15 protein-coding genes are annotated in these 18,948 nt (G+C 48.4%); 11 read left to right on the top strand and 4 right to left on the bottom strand.

Annotated elements, in window-relative coordinates; all coding sequences use genetic code 11:
- Positions 1 to 235: 235 nt before the first annotated feature.
- Positions 236 to 4,567, bottom strand: a complete 4,332-nt coding sequence (locus P3T48_RS08230) for a translocation/assembly module TamB domain-containing protein (RefSeq protein ID WP_276506360.1) — start codon at positions 4,565 to 4,567, stop codon at positions 236 to 238.
- Between the two features lie 258 nt (positions 4,568 to 4,825).
- On the opposite strand from P3T48_RS08230, the gene P3T48_RS08225 reads away from it, so the two are divergent.
- The 7 genes from P3T48_RS08225 (at position 4,826) to P3T48_RS08195 (ending at position 11,506) form a co-directional block, all read left to right on the top strand.
- Positions 4,826 to 6,181, top strand: a complete 1,356-nt coding sequence (locus P3T48_RS08225) for a Na(+)-translocating NADH-quinone reductase subunit A (protein ID WP_276506359.1) — start codon at positions 4,826 to 4,828, stop codon at positions 6,179 to 6,181.
- Positions 6,182 to 6,201: 20 nt separating this feature from the next.
- Positions 6,202 to 7,359 (top strand): NADH:ubiquinone reductase (Na(+)-transporting) subunit B, encoded by a 1,158-nt coding sequence (locus P3T48_RS08220; RefSeq protein WP_276506358.1) that lies wholly within the window; start codon positions 6,202 to 6,204, stop codon positions 7,357 to 7,359.
- A gap of 19 nt (positions 7,360 to 7,378) precedes the next feature.
- Entirely contained in the window at positions 7,379 to 7,981 is a 603-nt protein-coding gene (locus P3T48_RS08215; RefSeq protein ID WP_158463375.1) for an FMN-binding protein, read from the top strand.
- A gap of 12 nt (positions 7,982 to 7,993) precedes the next feature.
- The gene (locus tag P3T48_RS08210; protein ID WP_158463376.1) at positions 7,994 to 8,620 is read left to right on the top strand and encodes an NADH:ubiquinone reductase (Na(+)-transporting) subunit D; all 627 of its coding nucleotides are present in this window, start codon (positions 7,994 to 7,996) and stop codon (positions 8,618 to 8,620) included.
- Between the two features lies 1 nt (position 8,621).
- The gene (gene nqrE / locus P3T48_RS08205) at positions 8,622 to 9,245 is read left to right on the top strand and encodes an NADH:ubiquinone reductase (Na(+)-transporting) subunit E (RefSeq protein ID WP_022251844.1); all 624 of its coding nucleotides are present in this window, start codon (positions 8,622 to 8,624) and stop codon (positions 9,243 to 9,245) included.
- Positions 9,246 to 9,263: 18 nt separating this feature from the next.
- On the top strand, positions 9,264 to 10,538 hold the full coding sequence (gene nqrF / locus P3T48_RS08200) for an NADH:ubiquinone reductase (Na(+)-transporting) subunit F (protein ID WP_276506357.1): 1,275 nt from the start codon (positions 9,264 to 9,266) through the stop codon (positions 10,536 to 10,538).
- 332 nt (positions 10,539 to 10,870) lie between these two features.
- Positions 10,871 to 11,506 (top strand): epoxyqueuosine reductase QueH, encoded by a 636-nt coding sequence (locus tag P3T48_RS08195; protein WP_276506356.1) that lies wholly within the window; start codon positions 10,871 to 10,873, stop codon positions 11,504 to 11,506.
- 30 nt (positions 11,507 to 11,536) lie between these two features.
- Here the strand turns inward: P3T48_RS08195 and P3T48_RS08190 are convergent, their stop codons facing one another.
- Positions 11,537 to 13,201, bottom strand: a complete 1,665-nt coding sequence (locus P3T48_RS08190) for a formate--tetrahydrofolate ligase (RefSeq protein ID WP_276506355.1) — start codon at positions 13,199 to 13,201, stop codon at positions 11,537 to 11,539.
- Between the two features lie 189 nt (positions 13,202 to 13,390).
- On the opposite strand from P3T48_RS08190, the gene P3T48_RS08185 reads away from it, so the two are divergent.
- On the top strand, positions 13,391 to 13,873 hold the full coding sequence (locus tag P3T48_RS08185) for a low molecular weight protein-tyrosine-phosphatase (protein WP_276506354.1): 483 nt from the start codon (positions 13,391 to 13,393) through the stop codon (positions 13,871 to 13,873).
- A 66-nt stretch (positions 13,874 to 13,939) separates the two neighbouring features.
- Positions 13,940 to 14,914 (top strand): TerC family protein, encoded by a 975-nt coding sequence (locus tag P3T48_RS08180; protein ID WP_276506353.1) that lies wholly within the window; start codon positions 13,940 to 13,942, stop codon positions 14,912 to 14,914.
- 106 nt (positions 14,915 to 15,020) lie between these two features.
- Here the strand turns inward: P3T48_RS08180 and P3T48_RS08175 are convergent, their stop codons facing one another.
- Positions 15,021 to 16,592 carry an Rne/Rng family ribonuclease gene (locus tag P3T48_RS08175; RefSeq protein ID WP_158463381.1) on the bottom strand — a complete coding sequence of 524 codons (1,572 nt, stop codon included), beginning with the start codon at positions 16,590 to 16,592 and terminating at the stop codon, positions 15,021 to 15,023.
- Between the two features lie 299 nt (positions 16,593 to 16,891).
- Positions 16,892 to 17,170 carry an HU family DNA-binding protein gene (locus P3T48_RS08170; protein ID WP_022251837.1) on the bottom strand — a complete coding sequence of 93 codons (279 nt, stop codon included), beginning with the start codon at positions 17,168 to 17,170 and terminating at the stop codon, positions 16,892 to 16,894.
- Between the two features lie 171 nt (positions 17,171 to 17,341).
- Here P3T48_RS08170 and P3T48_RS08165 point away from each other — a divergent pair, with 171 nt between their 5' ends.
- Both P3T48_RS08165 and P3T48_RS08160 read left to right on the top strand, forming a co-directional pair.
- Positions 17,342 to 18,166, top strand: a complete 825-nt coding sequence (locus P3T48_RS08165) for a TPM domain-containing protein (protein ID WP_276506352.1) — start codon at positions 17,342 to 17,344, stop codon at positions 18,164 to 18,166.
- A 190-nt stretch (positions 18,167 to 18,356) separates the two neighbouring features.
- Entirely contained in the window at positions 18,357 to 18,938 is a 582-nt protein-coding gene (locus tag P3T48_RS08160) for a LemA family protein (protein ID WP_276506351.1), read from the top strand.
- The last annotated feature ends 10 nt before the right edge of the window (positions 18,939 to 18,948 follow it).

Raw genomic sequence — 18,948 nt, 5'->3', positions numbered from 1 at the left:
ATCTATGATGTTCAGGGTAAAACTTAACTCTTTGGTATAAACAAAAGTTTTCGACCGTACAGGTCGAATTCTTTCCGACGATGTTTGCTGAATAGAAAATTGTCCTCGAAATGAAAGCGGCTTCGATAGTCAATGAAGCCTATTTCGTAGAGCAATGAAAGCGGCTTCGTAAGCAGTTGAAGCCTATTGCATTCTGATAGAAACTATAGGTTTAATCAATTATATAGATATATTTTTATTTTTTGCCCTTTTTCTTGTTTTTATCCTCTTTTTCTTTGTCCTTACTCTTTTTCTTAATACCCAGCAGGTCGCGAAGATTGAAGAAGTCTTTCTTCATGATGAGACCCACACCCTGGGTGTTCAGACTGTTGCGTGTGAAGTAGCGGTCGTTGGTCTGATTGTAGACGTGAATCGAGAGGTTGCCGTTAGGGAAGATGAGGTAACGCAGGTCGAAGTCGCCGATGAAGCTCTGTGTGGCGTTGGCGTTGTCGCGATAGCCAAACTGTCCGTTGAAGAGCAGACGGTTGTTGAGCAGTCGTCCGCTCAGAATGCCTTCGTACTCTGCATTGTTGAATCCCTCGTTGCCTGTCGAGATGTTGGCTCCGAAGTTCCAGTTGCTGCTGTTGACGAAGCTCGACAGCACGTTGTTGATCTGCTGAGAGATGGTTCCGCTCAGCAAACTCTGCATCGCCAGTGAGGTCTGACTCTGTTGAGATGCGTCCTCGCTTGTCTGGTTGTTCTTGGTCTGCGTGTAGAATCGTCCTATGCCGAGGAGATAGAGCACCTGCTGGTTCATCTCTTCCTGCGAGTTGATGACGGAGTAAATCATCTGTTTGGCGTCACTGTTTACCGTTGGCAGGTCCATGGAGAAGTCTACCTTCGGAGCGCCTGGTGTGCCGGTGATGTCCATGAGGCAGTCTACACGGATGTTGTTGCTGGAGAAGGAGCGTCCGATGCTCAGATCGCTCAGCGGCACTCCGTTTACGGTGTATTTAGCCTGCAGATTGAGCGGAGCGTTATAGGGGTCGCCTCCGAAGGCGATAGTGCCTCCGGGCTGGAAGTCGAAGTCTTTCTTGATGATGTTCTGGATGGTGAGTTTATACTGTCCGTGATCCACCACGTAGTTGCCAAACATGTCGAGTCCGCCCTTGTTGTAGTAGTTGGCTCTGATCACTCCGTTGCCGTTGAGGGTGATGTAGTCGCCTGTCTGGTCGTCCATCATCAGCTTGAGTGTGAGGTTGGGGTTGGTGTTGACGAGGAAGTTGATGCGCATGTCCGACGAGAAGTCTGAGCTGCTGTCTTTCTTCTTGTCCTTGTCGCTGTCGGGCGAATAGGGTCTATAAATATAAGGTGTGGCGTCGTTCCAGTGGATGAAACTTCCTGCGCTGATGGCGTCGGGGCTTGCCACATTGTAGACGAAGATGGAGTGGGGCTCTGGAGTCGCATCTATGTCGATGATCGTCTCGCCGCTCTTGCCGTGAATGCCCACGGTGCCGGTGGCGAAGACGGTTCCATAGAACGTGTCGTCGCCAAACTCGTGTGTGTCGAAGCCTAAGAAGTTGTTTGCGTCGATGTCGAGGTCGTAGCTCAGGCGGGTGAGGTGCTTATGGTGTATTCCTCCTCTGATGAGCGCAAAGTGGCTGTGCTTGCCGTTGTAGTGGCTGTCGTAGATGGAGTCGCCTTCAAACTGGATGTCGTCGGGAATGGCGTGAGCGCGCAGATGGTTGAAGGTGTAGTCGGTGCCGAGCTGTTTCATGTGCATCCTGCCGTGCGCCACGACGTCGCCCACGAGGTTGATGTTCTTCAGGTCGCCCACGACGTTGAGCTTGCCCTTGCACCATGCCTCCACATTGTTCAGGAAGCTGCCACAGAAGTTCTCCATGAACTTCAGGCTTGTGTTGTGGGCCTCGATGCCCAGGTCTATGTAGTTGCGCTTGGGCGATACGTATCCGTTGATCACGGTGAGGTGCTCGGGTCCGTCCTCTGCCGTTGCGTCGATGTTGATTTGTCCTTCCTGGTTGTCGTAGGCTGCCTTGGCATGAAGGGCTCCCAAGGGGCCGTTCTCGAAGACAAAGTCCTTGACGTCGAGGTTTGCGTAGGCCTCCGGAGTCTGGAAGATAGACTTCACCACGGCCTTGCCCGAAGCTTTTCCGGCAAAGTCGACCGAGTGGAAGTTGACCAGGTTGAGGATATAGGCTACGTCGACATCCTTCAGGTCGGCTACGATGGAATCGGTGGCCTGGGGTGTGGCTTTTCCGTTGATGATGATGTGCTGGTCGCCATGTGAGAAGTTAAGCATGTCGACGGTCAGTTCATTCTTTCTGTATATGATGTCGGCTGGGTTGAGAAGCCATTTTTTCTCTCCGAGCATGATTTCTGAAGGGTTCACCGTGACGTGGACACCCGTAGCTCCGTTGTCGGAAGTGAAGAACTGTGTCCTGGCGTCAATCTTTCCCGTGATGGGCAGTTTGCTCGACTGGTTGGCATAATAGAGCAGGGTGGACAGGTTGTTGTCGGCTGCCGCCGCGCGAAGCCTGTAGACTGGAGCTTTCTCGTAGGGAAGTCCCTGGCTGATGCGTGCTTCCATCCTGAGTGAGTCGCCTATGGTGTTGAACTCGATGTTGGCATCGTGGAATGCTGATCCATCCCAACTGAAGTTGGGCGCATTGATGTAAAGATTGACGTTCTTCTCGGCATCTGAGATGTTGCCGTTGATGTGTACGGGCAGGTTGAGCGACAGGGGCAGTCCGAACATGCGCTGCAGCACTTCGGCAGATGTGATGTTGGCCTGCAGTGTAAAGTCGTTGTAGCCCTTGGCTGCATGCTTGCTGATTCCGGGAATGGTAGGCAGCTTGTCGGCCACTAATCGCATGATGCTTCCATAGATTGTGGTCAGGTCGTATTGGCCACGTGCATAGAGACTTACGAAGGGCGCTTCTATGTCGAGATGACCTTCCTTGCCCTTGTTGTTGGCGCTGATGCTGATGTTGTCGAGACTGTAGGAAGGGTCGTGCATCTTCATGCCCAATACTGTGGGACGGAGATGGTTGATAGCTGCATCGAGCGCATACAGGCGCGAACCTAAATGGTAGTCGCCTTTGACGGACAGGTTGACGTTGGGGTCGGCGATGGAGGCTGTTCCGCGGAGGGTCTTCATGTCGTAGTCGCCATCTATTTCGATGTTGTGGAAGTCGTAGTTGCCATAGTCAAATCGTGCTATGTTCCCCTTGGCAAAGATGTGCTTCATGGTGCCATGAGCGTCGATTCTGGCTTCTACGGTTCCCAACTTGCGGTTGTCGAGAATGCGACCCAAGTTCACGCCACGGGTGTCAACAGAAGCCTTGATGTGGTCATCGTTTTTGACGGCCTGCAGGCTTATGTTGCCAGCATCGGTCTCAATGTTGCCCTTGGCAGAGAGGACCTTTTCGTAGCCCTTGGCCTTGCCGGTAAGGTGGATGGTGCCCAAACGCTGGATTTCCTTTGGTATTTTCACCTTGCTGCCTAAGTTCTCTGCCAGGAATTCCACGCCGGCAGGGCTGAGGTTCAGGTTGGCGATGTCGGCATTCCAGGCTGGATGGCTGCTTGCATGGCTGTAGCTGCCCCGTGCCTGAAGATTGAAGCTGCCGCTGCCTGTACGGAGGTTGAGCGAGGGGACGGATATTGACTTGGCTGTGCCCGAGAAACGGGAACTGACAAACACCGCATCGTCGAAATGGCGCAAAGCCGGCACCAGACTTGCCACGTCGGCAAAGGTGATCTTCGACTGTTGGATGCCTCCCTTGAAGCGCAGACTCTCAGGAATGAATCTCTTGCCCTCAAAGCGATAAGTGGCCTTCAGGTCGTCGAGCACCAACTCGGAGCGTGGCATGAGCAGACGGAACTCCTTGAGTGTGGCTTTCTGCCTGTCGGCTTGCAGCTTGAAGTGAAGTGACTGTAGTTTGAAGCCTGATTCGTCCTTAAATGATAACTTCTTGAGCAACAGGTCGATGCTGTTGTCGGTTACATGATTTAATAGGATGTGTGACGAGAGTTCGCTCACTCTGATGTGCTGGGGCGAGAAGACGCCGCTGCGGGGAGCCACGTCGCGCTGGTTGTAGGCGATGGCACCTCGGCGGATGATGAGACTTCCGATGTGCAGGTCAAGAGGCTTGTGCTGGGTGGTGTCCTTGGAAGCCAACGAGTCGAGTACAAACTGGAAGTTGGCCGGGCTTTTGGCTGTCTGGCGGTAGAGGTTGGCACGCAGACCGAAGATTTGCGCAGACGAGACGGAAATTTTGCCCTGTGTAGCAGCCATGTAGTCTATCTTGGCCGACAGACGGCTGGCATAAATGAGGCTGTCGCCCTGCTGGTCGTACATCATCACGTCGTCGATGATGATTCGGTTGAAGAAGCCCAGGTTGACTTTTCCTACTTCCACCTTGGTGCCGAATTTGTCGGCAAGAGCCTCTGCCACCTCCTTGCCCAAGAAGGTCTGTACTGATGGCAAGTGCATCAGTACGATGAGCAGCAAATAGAGGACGATAAGTGTCCAGATGATGCCGTTACATATATGTTTGAACTTCTTCAAATGTGAATATTTTTTGAAAATTGGTACAAAATTACATTATTTTTGCGTCAAAATCGAATAAAACTACAGAATTTCTTTTCCCACTCACATTTTTTTGCTATTTTTGCACCACTATTCAGCACTTTTAAAGGAAAATCAGTAATAAAAATACCATCAGCAGATAAGAAATAGAAAGACGGCATCATCGCGCTTGCCGAACCATGCAAAAAAGTGAGAATATAAAGTATAATAATTAAAATATAAAAAGTTTATGTAGTTATGGCAGATGTAATCAAGTTACGTAAAGGACTGGACATCAACCTGAAAGGCAAAGCCTCAATGGATGTGACGCTGCAGGTGAAGCAGGCAGAGGAGTATGCTCTCGTGCCTGATGCTTTTGTGGGCGTTACTCCTAAGGTGGTTGTGAAGGAAGGTGTTCATGTCAATTCGGGCGATGCGCTGTTTGTCAACAAAGCATGTCCTGAGGTGAAGTTTGCCTCGCCCGTGAGCGGTACTGTAACCGCCATAGAGAGAGGTGAGCGCAGAAAGGTGCTCTGTGTGAAGGTGAAAGCCGACGCTGAGCAGCAGGCTACCGATTTCGGTAAGAAGAATGTGGATGTTTTGGACGGAGAAGCTGTAAAGAATGCCTTGCTTGAGGCAGGTCTCTTCGGATACATCAACCAGTTGCCTTATGCTGTGTCCACTACTCCCGACACCAAGCCTAAGGCAATTTTTATTTCTGCACTTCGCGACATGCCTTTGGCTTCTGACTTCGAGAAGGAACTCGAAGGGAATGAGGATGCTTTCCAGGCAGGTTTGACAGCCTTGAGCAAGGTGGCTAAAGTCTACTTGGGTGTTGGCATCGATCAGCACAGCCGTGCGCTTGAGGAGGCAAAGAATGTGGAGGTAAATGTGTTCGACGGTCCTTGTCCTGCTGGTAATGTAGGAGTACAGGTCAACCATATCGACCCGGTCAACAAGGGCGAGGTGGTATGGACAGTAGACCCATCGGCTATCATCTTCTTCGGTCGTCTTTTCCTTACTGGCAAGGTGGATCTTCGCAAGAAGGTGGCTGTGGCAGGAAGCGAGATAAAGACTCCCGGTTATGCTGAGGTCTTGGTAGGAACACCTTTGAGCGCTTTTGTAGCCGACCAGTTGAAAGCTACAGAACATGTGCGACTTATCAATGGCAATCCTCTTACAGGCGTGCAGACTGATATGGCAGGCTTCGTAGGCGGACATACATCTGAGATAACTGCCATCCCTGAGGGCGACGACAAAGACGAGATGCTGGGCTGGATACTTCCACGTACCAGTCAGTTCTCTACATCACGTTCTTATTTCTCCTGGCTCTTTGGCAAGAAGAAGGAGTACGACTTGGATGCCCGCGTGAAGGGTGGCGAGCGCCACATGATCATGAGTGGTGAGTACGACAAGGTGTTGCCAATGGACATCTTTGGAGAGTACCTCATCAAGGCCATCATTACCGGCGACATCGACAAGCAGGAGCAGCTCGGAATCTATGAGGTGAGTCCTGAGGACTTTGCCGTAGCTGAGTTTGTAGACAGTTCTAAGCTCGAGCTCCAGAAGATTGTACGCGATGGCTTGAACACCTTGCGTAAGGAGAATGCTTAATTGTAATAATGAATAAAAAAATGAGTGCATTAAGAAATTATCTCAACATGATAAAGCCCAACTTCCAGAAGGGAGGTAAGCTTCATGCCTTCGAGAGTGTCTTTGATGGCTTCGAGAGCTTCCTGTACGTGCCTAACACGACAGCGAAGAGCGGAGCCCACATTCACGACGCCATTGACTCGAAGCGCATCATGAGCTTTGTGGTAATCGCCCTGATTCCTGCTTTGCTCTTCGGTATGTATAATGTGGGTTACCAGAACTATCAGGCAGCCGGAACATTGGCAACAGCCAGTTTCCTCGAGGTTTTCGGTTTCGGATTCTTGGCTGTCCTTCCTAAGTTGCTCGTCAGCTACATTGTGGGTCTCGGCATTGAGTTTGCCTGGGCACAGTGGAAGCACGAGGAAATCCAGGAAGGCTATCTCGTCAGCGGTATCATCATCCCATTGATCATTCCTGTCACTACACCGCTCTGGATGCTCGCCCTGGCTTGCGCCTTTGCTGTTATCTTCTGCAAGGAGATCTTCGGTGGTACGGGTATGAATATCTTCAATGTGGCTGTAGGTGCCCGTATGTTCCTCTTCTTCTCATATCCATTGGCTATGAGTGGTGATAAGGTTTGGATTGCCAAGGATTCCATCTTTGGTCTCGGCAACACCTTGGCAGACGGATTCACAGCGGCTACTCCGCTTGGACAGTTGGCTCAGAACATTACGCCTACAGCTAATCTCAGCGATGCCATTACAGGTTTCATCCCTGGCTGTATCGGTGAGACATCCGTCATCGCCATCGCCATCGGTGCCGTTATCCTTCTCTGGACTGGTATTGCATCTTGGAAGACCATGGGCTCTGTATTCGCAGGCGGTATCGTGATGGCGCTTATCTTCCAGGCGCTCGGTATGACTCCTATCGCCTGGTACGAGCACATCGTCCTGGGTGGTTTCTGCTTCGGTGCCGTATTCATGGCTACCGACCCTGTCACCTCAGCCCGTACCGAGAAGGGCAAGTACTTCTATGGATTCTTTATCGGAGCCATCGCTGTCATCGTGCGTGTGATGAACCCAGGTTATCCAGAGGGTATGATGCTCGCTATCTTCTTCGGCAATATGTTTGCTCCACTCATCGACTACATCGTAGTACAGAGCAACATCTCTCGCCGTGCTAAACGTGCTATTAAATAATGTAAGGAGGAATGTAGATATGAAGACAAATTCAAATTGCTATACTATTATCTATTCGGTTATCATCGTAGTAATCGTGGCATTCCTGCTCGCGTTCGTGTCTTCTTCGCTGAAGCCAACACAGGATGCTAACGTGGCGCTGGATACTCAGAAGCAGATTCTTAACTCACTCAACCTGCGCGACCTCGACAATGCAACTGCGGCTGCCAAATATAAAGAGGTGGTAAAGGCTGAGAAGGAGAAGGACGGCATGAAGTATTACGAGTGCGAGATTGATGGTCAGAAGAAGACTGTATATTCTGTAAAGGGTATGGGTCTCTGGGGCGGCATTTCAGGCTTCATCGCCGTAGATGCCGATAACAATACCATCTATGGAGTATATTTCAATCATGAGGGCGAGACTGCCGGTCTGGGTGCCGAAATCAAGGATAACCTGAAGTGGCAGCAGAAGTTCCAAGGCAAGAAGATTCACAAGGATGGAGTAGAGGGCATCGCTCTTGGCGTGGAGAAAGATGCTCCTGCCGGTGACCCTAACAATGTGGACGCCGTGACTGGTGCCACCCTGACATCCGATGGTGTGGACGCCATGCTCAAGGAAGGACTTGCTAAATTCATTAAATAATCAAGCGAAATTATGGCATTATTTAGTAAACAAAATAAAGAGGCATTCATCAAGCCATTGAACGGCGACAACCCTGTGCTCGTTCAGGTGCTTGGTATCTGTAGTGCCTTGGCTGTCACTTCACAGTTGAAGCCAGCCATTGTGATGGGACTTGCCGTTACCATTATCACGGCATTCTCCAACGTGATTATTTCTATCATCCGCAACACCATTCCTCAGCGAATACGTATCATCGTACAGCTGGTGGTGGTTGCTGCCCTGGTAACCATCGTGAGCCAGGTGCTGAAGGCTTTCGCTTACGACGTGAGCGTGCAGCTCTCTGTGTATGTGGGTCTGATCATCACCAACTGTATCCTGATGGGCCGTTTGGAGGCATTCGCCATGATGAACAAGCCTTGGCCTTCATTCCTCGATGGTGTGGGCAACGGTTTGGGTTACGCCCTCATCCTTGTGATTGTGGGTGCAGTTCGTGAACTCCTGGGCCGCGGATCATTGCTCGGTTTCCAGCTGATTCCTGAGGGAGCTTACAACTTCGGATATGTTAACAACGGTATGATGACCATGCCTGCCATGGCGCTGATTCTCGTTGGATGTGTAATCTGGGTACATCGTGCCTTTATTTATAAGGAGGAAAAGTAAGATGGAGCACGCTATTAGTTTGTTTTTCCGTTCGATTTTCGTCGACAACATGATCTTCGCCTACTTCTTGGGTATGTGCTCTTATCTGGCAGTTTCCAAGAATGTGAAGACCTCTTTGGGCTTGGGATTGGCTGTAACCTTCGTGTTGCTCATCACCGTGCCTGTAGATTATCTTTTGCAGACCAAGGTGCTCAGCGCTGACGGAATTCTGGGTGTGGATCTCACTTATTTGAGCTTCATCCTCTTCATCGCCGTCATCGCCGGTATAGTGCAGTTGGTAGAGATGGTGGTAGAGAAATTCTCACCATCGCTCTATGCAGCCTTGGGTATCTTCCTGCCTTTGATCGCCGTTAACTGTGCCATCATGGGTGCATCGCTCTTCATGCAGCAGCGCATCCTGATGGATCCTGCCAATACTCAGGCCATCACATCGGTATGGGACAGCATCGTATATGCTGTAGGTTCCGGTCTCGGCTGGACACTCGCCATCGTTCTGATGGGAGCTATCCGCGAGAAGATGCAGTATTGCGACGTGCCAAAGCCTCTGCAGGGACTCGGCATTACATTTATCACAGTTGGCCTCATGGCAATGGCTATGCTTTGCTTCTCAGGCTTGAAAATCTAAAAAAGGAGGACTTTAGATATGGGTAATACATCATTTATATTGGCCAGTATAGGAGTTTTCCTTGTAGTGATTCTCCTGCTGGTAATCATTTTGCTTGTGGCAAAGAAATACCTCAGCCCAAGCGGAAATGTGAATGTTGAAATCAATGGCGACAAGACCATCAACGTGCCTCAGGGCAGCAGTTTGATGACTACGCTGAATGAGAACGGCATCTTCCTGCCTTCTGCCTGTGGCGGTAAGGCAAGCTGTGGCCAGTGCAAGGTTCAGGTGCTCGAGGGTGGCGGCGAGATTCTCGATTCTGAGAAGCCTCACTTCACCCGCAAGCAGATTAAGGACCACTGGCGTCTGGGATGTCAGTGCAAGGTGAAGGGCGACCTGAAGATCAAGGTGCCTGAGAGTGTGATGGGCGTGAAAGAGTGGGAGTGCGAGGTCATCTCGAACAAGAACGTTTCCAGCTTCATCAAGGAGTTCAAGGTGGCTCTGCCTCCAGGTGAGCACATGGACTTCGTTCCGGGTTCTTACGCTCAGATCAAGATTCCTGCATACGACTGCATTGATTACGACAAGGACTTCGACAAGGATCTCATCGGCGAGGAGTACATCGGAGCATGGAAGAAGTTCAACATCTTCTCTCTCAAGGCTCACAATCCAGAGCCTACCGTTCGTGCTTACTCTATGGCCAACTATCCTGACGAGGGTGATATCATCACCTTGACCGTTCGTATCGCCACAACACCATTCCTGCCACGTCCACAGGTAGGATTCCAGAACGTACCAACAGGTATTGCTTCATCTTACATCTTCTCGCTGAAGCCAGGCGACAAGGTAATGATGAGTGGTCCTTACGGTGACTTCCATCCTAACTTCACCTCAGGTAAGGAGATGATCTGGATTGGTGGTGGTGCCGGTATGGCTCCATTGCGTGCGCAGATTATGCACATGACCAAGACCCTGCACACCACCGACCGTGAGCTCCACTTCTTCTACGGAGCCCGTGCGTTGGGTGAGGCCTTCTTCCTCGAGGACTTCTGGGAGCTTGAGAAGGAATTCCCTAATTTCCACTTCCATCTTTCACTCGACCGCAAGGACCCAGTGGCAGATGCTCAGGGCGTGAAGTACTACGAGGGATTTGCTGTCAATTGCATTCGTGATACCTATTTGAAGGATCACGAGGCTCCTGAGGATTGCGAGTACTATCTCTGCGGACCTCCAATGCTGATCAAGACTGTTACTGATTATCTCGACAGTCTCGGCGTAGACCAGGAAAGTATCATGTATGATAACTTCGGATAAAGCAAACAAGCATTAGTATATAGGTAATAAGCCTATAGGTAACAAACAACACAAAGCCGCTGAATTTCAGCGGCTTTGTTGCGTTTTGTAGGAGTGGTGTTAACAGCCAGGCTCTTACTTCCTTTGTTTCTTATTCTTTCCCTATTTCTTCCACTTCTTATCTTTCTTTAAATTCTTTAACTACAACAAGTGCGATTATTCATCAAAAAAATGTACCTTTGCTGAAGTTTTCGCATATAAAAATGGATGGAGGGTGTCGTGAGACTGTACTCCATCTTTCATTTAGCCAAATGGCTTATGCTTTTTAGGGATTAATCGTAAAAATAAATAAAATGAAGATACAACCTGAAGATCAATATAAGTTTTTGAAGATATCCTTGCCCGATGGCGTTTCTGCCAACGAGCATTCGGTGCTGTTGCATGCCTGCTGTGCTCCCTGTTCGGCAGCCATCGTGGAGTGTATGTTGCGCAACGGTATACGCCCTACCGTATATTTTTCCAATTCCAATATCTATCCTCAACAGGAGTTTGATATTCGAAAGCATGAGCTTATCCGCTTTCTGCAACAGCAGGATGTGCCCTACGTGGAAGACGAGTACGACCATGCTGACTGGAAAAAGGCTATAGCCGGACTGGAGAATGAGCCGGAAAGAGGATCACGCTGTTCGGTGTGTTTCCAGTATCGGTTGCATCATGCAGCCTGCTATGCCCAGGCGCATGGTTTCAAGTGGCTTACTACTACGTTGGCTTCCTCGCGCTGGAAGAACATCCGACAGATAGATACAGCGGGAATGGTGGCAGTGAGCGACTGTCCCGACGTGGAATGGTGGAGTCAGAACTGGCGAAAAGGAGGTTTACAATTAAGGCGCAGCGAGCTGCTGCGCCTCAATGAGTTTTATAATCAGTTGTATTGTGGCTGCGAGTTCAGTCTTGCCACTTCGAAAGCGATGCGGAATCAGGACGAGTGATTCTTCTGACAGCCATTCATGAAAAGCTGTTTATGACAAGCCTGTAATCTCTCCATTCACCACGTCGATGCGTACGGCTTGTGGTGACTTGGGGAGTCCGGGCATGCGCATGATAGGGCCTGCAATGACTACAATCATCTCGGCACCCATGTTCAGGGTAATGTCTCTTACGTGAAGCTCGAAACCATCGGTAGGTCCATAAGCCTTGGCGTCGGTAGAGAAACTATACTGAGTCTTAGCAATGCAGATAGGGAAGTGGGCTACACCCAGCTTCTTAATCTCTTCGATCATGGCCTGTGCCGATTCGCTTAGTGTCACGCTGCCTGCGCCATACAGACGGAATGCCACGTCCTCTATCTTTTGCAGGACAGGCTCATCGTCGTTGTAGGTCAACTGCAGTGGGGCTGAAGGACGCTCGTCGATGGTCTTCACTACCAGTTCTGCCAGTTTCATGGCTCCCTTGCCGCCTTCTGCAAAGGCGCTGTTTACGGCAAAACCGCAGCCCATTTCCTCGCAATGCTTGCGAAGTACCTCTATCTCTTCATCTGTATCCGTAGCAAACTTGTTGAATGCAATCACTACAGTCTGACCGAAGCTTTGCATGTTGCGCACGTGCTTGTCGAGGTTCCAGTATCCATTCTCCATTCCCTGGATGTTAGGCTTCTTGATGTCTTCGAGAGCCACACCGCCATGCATTTTGAGAGCTTGCAAGGTTACAACCACTACGGTAAGCGCTGGTTGTAGACCTGCTTTACGGCACTTGATATTGAAGAACTTTTCCGCACCTAAGTCGGCACCGAATCCTGCCTCAGTAATCGCATAGTCACCATATTCGAGTGCCGCAGCTGTAGCCATTACCGAGTTGCAGCCATGAGCAATATTGGCGAAAGGTCCACAATGGACAAAGGCCGGAGTTCCCTCGGTGGTCTGTACCAAGTTAGGACTCAAGGCATCGAGCAGCAAGGCGACAATACTTCCGCCTACGCCCATGTCTTTCACTCTGAAAGGTTTGTCGTCCTCGGTAATGCCGAGCAGAATATTGTCTATGCGACGGCGAAGGTCGTCCAAACTTGTCGCAAAGCACATAATCGCCATGATCTCAGAGGCTGGAGTGATGTCGAAACCTGTCTGAGTCTCTATGCCGTTCTTTTCGCCTAAGCCCGTGATAATCTGTCTCAAGCCACGGTCGTTGATGTCCATGACACGGCGCCAAAGTATTTTCTTCAGTTTGAAACCTTCTGCCTCGTGCTGGAAACGATAGTTGTCCAACAGGGCTGCTATCATGTTGTTGGCTGCTGTGATGGCATGGAAGTCGCCAGTAAAGTGAAGGTTGATTTTGTCCATTGGCAATACCTGAGCATAGCCGCCACCTGCAGCTCCACCCTTCATGCCGAAGCAAGGTCCTAAGGATGGCTCACGAAGTGCCAATACAGCCTTCTTGCCAATCTTGTGCATTCCTAATGCCAAGCCTACAGACACGGTAGTCTTACCGTTGCCAGCCTTCGTAGGACTGATGGCTGTAACGAGGATAAGATGATGATTCTTAAACTTTTTCTTGTCAATAATGTTGGTAGAAATCTTGGCTATGTATCGGCCGTAGTTCTCAACCAGGTTCTCGTTGATTCCCAATTCGGCAGCTATGTCGTTGATGGGACGTAGTTTTACCGATTTGGCTATTTCTATATCTGTCAGCATATGAATAATATGTTTTTGTTGCTGCAAAGGTACTCAAAATAATTGATATAAAATCAAGATGTTCGTGAAATAATTCAATAAAGGTTGAAAGAAGGATATAAAAGTATGAAAAATAAACATAAATCTCTGATTTGGCTTCTTTTGTTTCTGAAATTAATTGTATCTTTGCAGAAAATTAGCTGTATTAACATGAAATCGAGTAATCATACCATATTGTTTATTTGTTTGGGTAATATTTGCCGTTCACCTGCTGCCGAAGGCATCATGAAAGCCAAGGTGGAGGAGAAAGGACTGGCCAGTCAGTTCTATATTGATTCTGCTGCCATTGGTCCTTGGCACGTCGGGCAGTTGCCCGACAGTCGTATGCGCCGTTGTGGTGCCGCTCATGGCTATTGTTTCGACAGTCATGCCCGACAGTTTGATAAATCCGACTTTGCCAAGTTCGACTACATAGTGGTAATGGATAATGATAATTATCGTGCCATCACGCGAATGGCCTCTTCGGATGAAGAACGTGAAAAGGTGGTTTGTATGGCAAGTTACCTGCGTCAGCATCGCGATTATACCACTGTTCCTGATCCATATTATGGTGATGAATCTGATTTTGAACTTGTCATCACTCTTTTAGAGGATGCTCTTGAGGGGCTGATAGAAGAAATCATAACAAGGTAAAACATATAAATAACTCAACTTTCGCGATTTCAATAAATAATGTAATAAACACATAGTAAGGTAAAAATGCAAGAATTATTGTTTTTAGGCGGATTCATCGTCTTCATTGTAGCCATACTGTTGGTAGACATGCTTGCTATCGACCGTAAGGCACATGTGGTGTCTATCAAGGAGGCAGGAATCTGGACTGGGGTTTGGATCATCCTGGCATTGGGTTTCTCGGTATTCCTGTGGTTTCATGGCGACATGGTACACGGAATTCACGATTTCAACGATCTTCAGGCTGTAGCTACGCGTTATGCTTCTCATCTTCAGTTGAACCCGGATGACTTCGAGGGTAGTCTGCATCAGTATCGCAAGTACATGACCATTGCCTATATCTCTGGTTATCTGATAGAAAAGACGTTGTCGGTAGACAATCTGTTTGTGATGATGATGATCTTCACTGCATTTGGTGTCGACAAGAAACAATATCAGCATGTGCTCAACTGGGGCATCATGGGCGCTATTGTGCTTCGCTTTGTTTTCATCTTCTTAGGAGCTGCCATTATCAGCCGTTTTGACTGGGTGCTGTTGGTCTTCGGTGTGTTGCTTATGTATAGCGGAATCAAGATGTATCTCGACCGCAACAAGGAGGCTCATGTCGATACAGCCAATCATCCTGTGGTAAAGTTCTGCTCTAAGTATTTCCACTTAAAGCCCTTGGTAATCACCGTGTTGGTGATAGAGTTCAGCGATTTGATATTCGCTTTCGACAGTATTCCTGCTGTGTTCTCTGTGTCGCTCGATCCTTATGTAGTGTTCTTCTCCAACATCTTTGCCATTCTTGGTTTGCGAGCCATGTTCTTCCTCTTGGCAGCTGTGGCCGACAGGTTCAGATATCTGAAGACGGGTGTTTGTTTCCTGTTGCTGTTTATCGGTTTGAAGCTGCTCGTTCACGAATACTTTGAGATTGATGCTGTGGCTTCGCTGCTCATCATCCTGGCAGTTATCGTGATAAGTATAGGAGCTTCGCTTGTTATTCCTCAGAAAAAGAAATAATAGGGGCTTGTATCTCAACGTGATGGTTTCCGCTTTCGAGATTCGAGTTCTCTCTATACACAAAAATCGCTGCTTTCAACGTTGAAAGCAGCGATTTTTATTTTCTTTACTTCGTCTCCTGTTCTTCCTGCATGTCGAGGAATTGGTTGTCCTTGTCGTAGAATTCGTACTGAAGGAAAGCCAGTTTCTGAGAAGGAACGACTTTGATTCCGAATCCATACTTGAATTGCCACTTCAAGCGAAGGGAAACGAAACCCTTGTTGATGAATGCGGCAACATAAGGATTGACATACAGCGTAAACTTTTTGACGCCAATCTTGTTGACCAGTTGGTCGATTTTTCTTTCCAGTTGATCGGTAAACAGAATGCTCGACTTCACCTTGCCAGTACCGAAACAGGTAGGGCAGGTTTCCTCTACATTCACATCCATGGCAGGTCTTACGCGCTGGCGTGTAATCTGCATCAGTCCGAACTTGCTCAGAGGCAGAATGTTGTGCTTGGCACGATCCTTCTGCATGTTCTTGCACATACGCTCGTAGAGCATCTGTCGGTCTTCTGCCAGATTCATGTCGATGAAATCGACAACAATGATGCCTCCCATGTCTCGCAACCTCAACTGTCTTGCCAGTTCGTCTGCAGCACCCAGGTTTACATCAAGGGCGTTAGCCTCCTGACCTTTTTCTCTGGTGCGGTTGCCGCTGTTGACATCCACTACATGCAGCGCCTCGGTGTGCTCGATAATAAGATAAGCTCCGTGCTTATAGTTGACCACACGTCCGAAGCCAGACTTAATCTGCTTAGTAATGTTGAAGTTGTCGAAGATAGGTACCTTTCCTGTATAGAGCTTCACGATGTTTGCCTTGTCTGGTGCAATGAGTGAAACGTAATGCTTCACCTCCTTCATCACATCCTCGTCGTTGACAAAGATGTTTTCGTAAGAAGGATTGAACAAGTCGCGAAGCAGAGCAACAGCTCTGCCGGTTTCCTCGAAGACGAGCTGTGGTCTCTTTTGAGTTTTCTGTACCTTGGCGATTGCATCCTCCCATCGCTTCACCAAGACTTTCAATTCGGCATCAAGTTCAGCCACCCTTTTGCCTTCAGCCACCGTGCGGACGATTACTCCGCAGTTTTTGGGCTTGATGCTGTGGATGAGCTGCTTGAGTCGGGTACGTTCCTCACCGCTCTTAATCTTTGACGAAACAGAAACTTTGTCACCGAATGGCATGAGTACCAAGTAACGTCCGGCAAAAGAGATTTCGCCAGTCAGTCTTGGTCCCTTGGTTGAAATGGGTTCTTTTACGATTTGCACCAGCACTTCCTGTCCAGTCTTCAGAATGTTCTGGATGCTTCCGTCCTTTTCGAGGTCGGGCTGCTTGCTGGCTTTAGAGAATGGGAAAAGTTTCTTTCTGTCGCTCTGTACTTGTTTAAGGTACTTCTGGTAAGAATTAAAATGACTTCCTAAATCAAGATAATGAAGAAAGGCGTCGCGCTCATAACCTACATCCACAAAGCATGCGTTAAGACCTGGCATCAGTTTCTTTACTTTTGCTATGTAGATGTTGCCCACAGAGAATGAAGCCTCACGGGGTTCGTTCTGGTATTCCACCAGTTGTTTGTCCTCCATGAGCGCTATTGAAATATCCTTCTGTTGGACATCAATTACAACTTCGCTTGTCATAGTCTTCAAATTCTTAAAATGTAAGTGAATAAAAAAGGGCATGTCAAACTTTTTTAAGCTGACATGCCCCCTCAGCCAGAAAAGACTGAGAGCAAGGATTTACTTGCTCTTATGTCTATTCTTACGTAATCTCTTTTTACGCTTGTGAGTAGCCATCTTGTGGCCCTTCTTTTTCTTTCCGTTTGGCATGATTTTAAAATTTTAAAATATTGTTATTATATAATGTTGTTTCCTTAATAATCTTTCGACTTGCAGCTCTTTCGTCTTGCTGTGTCTCTTGGATTGGTGGGTCGTGTAGATTAGCCCTTCATCTCTTCAACGAAGCTCTTGGCTGGCTTGAAGCAAGGCAGGTCGTGAGCTGGGATGGTGATAGTAGTGTTTTTGGAGATGTTGCGGGCTGTCTTAGCTGCTCTGCGCTTGATGTTAAAGCTGCCGAAGCCACGAAGGTATACATTCTCCTTCTTCTTGAGAAGGCTCTCCTTAACTGCGTCCATGAACGCTTCTACCACAATACCTACTTCTTTCTTTGGCATTCCAGTGGCCAAAGACACCTCGTTGACGATATCTGCTTTTGTCATTTTCCTATTGTTTTTTTCTGTTTTTACGATGTTTTATCTTGAATTCGGTGTGCAAAGATACAAGTTTTTTGCGATATAACAAAATTGTTAGCACTTTTTTTGAAAAAATAATGCCCTAAGTATTTGCGTATAAGGTTTTTATTGCGTATTTTTGTACCGAAAATAGCAAAAATGGAAAAACTGAGATATTATATATTGACTCTATGTCTGTGCCTGTCGGTCTCTTTTGCTGGGGCTTCGAAGGTATGGAACGCTAAGAATATACCTGTACCATATCTGCAGAACTCGACGCAGTATGTGTCTGATCCTGATCATTATATAGACAAACAGGCGCTTGATTCTGCCAATTTCTACCTGGATAAGCTCAACAAGGAGTGCAGGGTACAGAATGTGTTTGTCATTGTGGGCAAAGTGGAAAATGGCGATGCCTTCCGTGTGGCTCAAGATCTGGGCAATGACTACGGTGTGGGAGACAAGAAGACACGTCGTGGTTTGGTGGTTGTTGTGGCTGTCGAAGACCATAAGTACTTCATTGCTCCCGGTATGGGACTTGAGGGGGAGTTGACGGATGTCGACTGTGATGATATCGCCAGGGCTTGTATTGTTCCCAACATGAAAAAGAATATGCCTGCCGAGGCTGTAGTAGCTACGAGCCGTGCTATATATAATAAGGTGAAGAGCGGCAAGACGGGAATTTCGGATATTGATGACGGTACGATAGGCGAGGACGACTGGGTTCTTGTCGTGATTCTGCTTGCTGTCTTCTTCGGTATTCCTGTGTATATGTTGGTACGTTATTTGCTGGAAGTGTTTGGAGTCATTAAGCCCGACACGAGTCAGCGCAATAAGAATAAGCGCTCATCCCGCCGACATGATGACGACTTTTTCCCGCCTTTCTTTTTCGGAGGAGGCGGAGGCTCTTCGGGTGGCGGCTTCTCTGGAGGCTCCTTTGGCGGAGGTTCCTTTGGCGGTGGAGGAGCCGGCGGAGGATGGTAAGTCTGGGATGCTTGGGAAGAACTTGGCGGGTCGTCTATTAAGAGCAGGCTCGGTCGTCTATTAAGAACAGACTTGGTCGTCTATTAAGGGCAGGCTCGGTCGTCTATTAAGGGTAAACAGCGTCTTTTATGCGTTCCATTTTACGCAATTTGGATTTAGATAAACAGTTATTAAAATAGAATAGAAAATTATGAAGAAAACAGGTTGGATTATTGTAGCAGTAATTGTAGTATTAGTGCTTTGGTTGTTTAGTGGTTACAATGGTTTGGTAAGTTCTCAGGAGGAAGTTACCACCGAGCTTGCCAATGTGCAGACTCAGTATCAGCGTCGTGCCGACATGATGCCTCAGCTGGCGAAGATAGTGAAGGCTTATGCCAAGCATGAGCGCGAAACCTTCGAGCAGGTGACAAAGGCCCGTGCAGCCGTGGGACAGGTGAAGCTTGACGCTAATAATCTGACTGAGGCTAACCTGAAGCAGTTTACCGCTGCTCAGGGCGAGTTGACCAACGCTTTCTCCAAGCTCATGTTGGTGGCAGAAAGATATCCTGAGCTCAAGGCAAGCGAGAATTTCAAGTCGCTCCAGATACAGGAGGAAGGCACTGAGAACCGTATCAGCGAGGCCCGTCGCAAGTACAATGAGGCCGTGCAGTCATACAACGTGAAGGTGCGTCGCATGCCCAATGCCATTATCGCCGGTTTGTTCGGTTTTGACACCATGCCGAAGTTCGAGGCTGCTGCCGGTAGTGAAAAAGCACCAGACTTGGATATTTAATCAGCACATA

This window comes from Segatella intestinalis (assembly GCF_029348455.1).
Classification (GTDB): Bacteria; Bacteroidota; Bacteroidia; order Bacteroidales; family Bacteroidaceae; genus Prevotella.
Note: the sequence above shows the minus strand (reverse complement) of the source record. Positions and strands in the feature narration are given on the sequence as shown.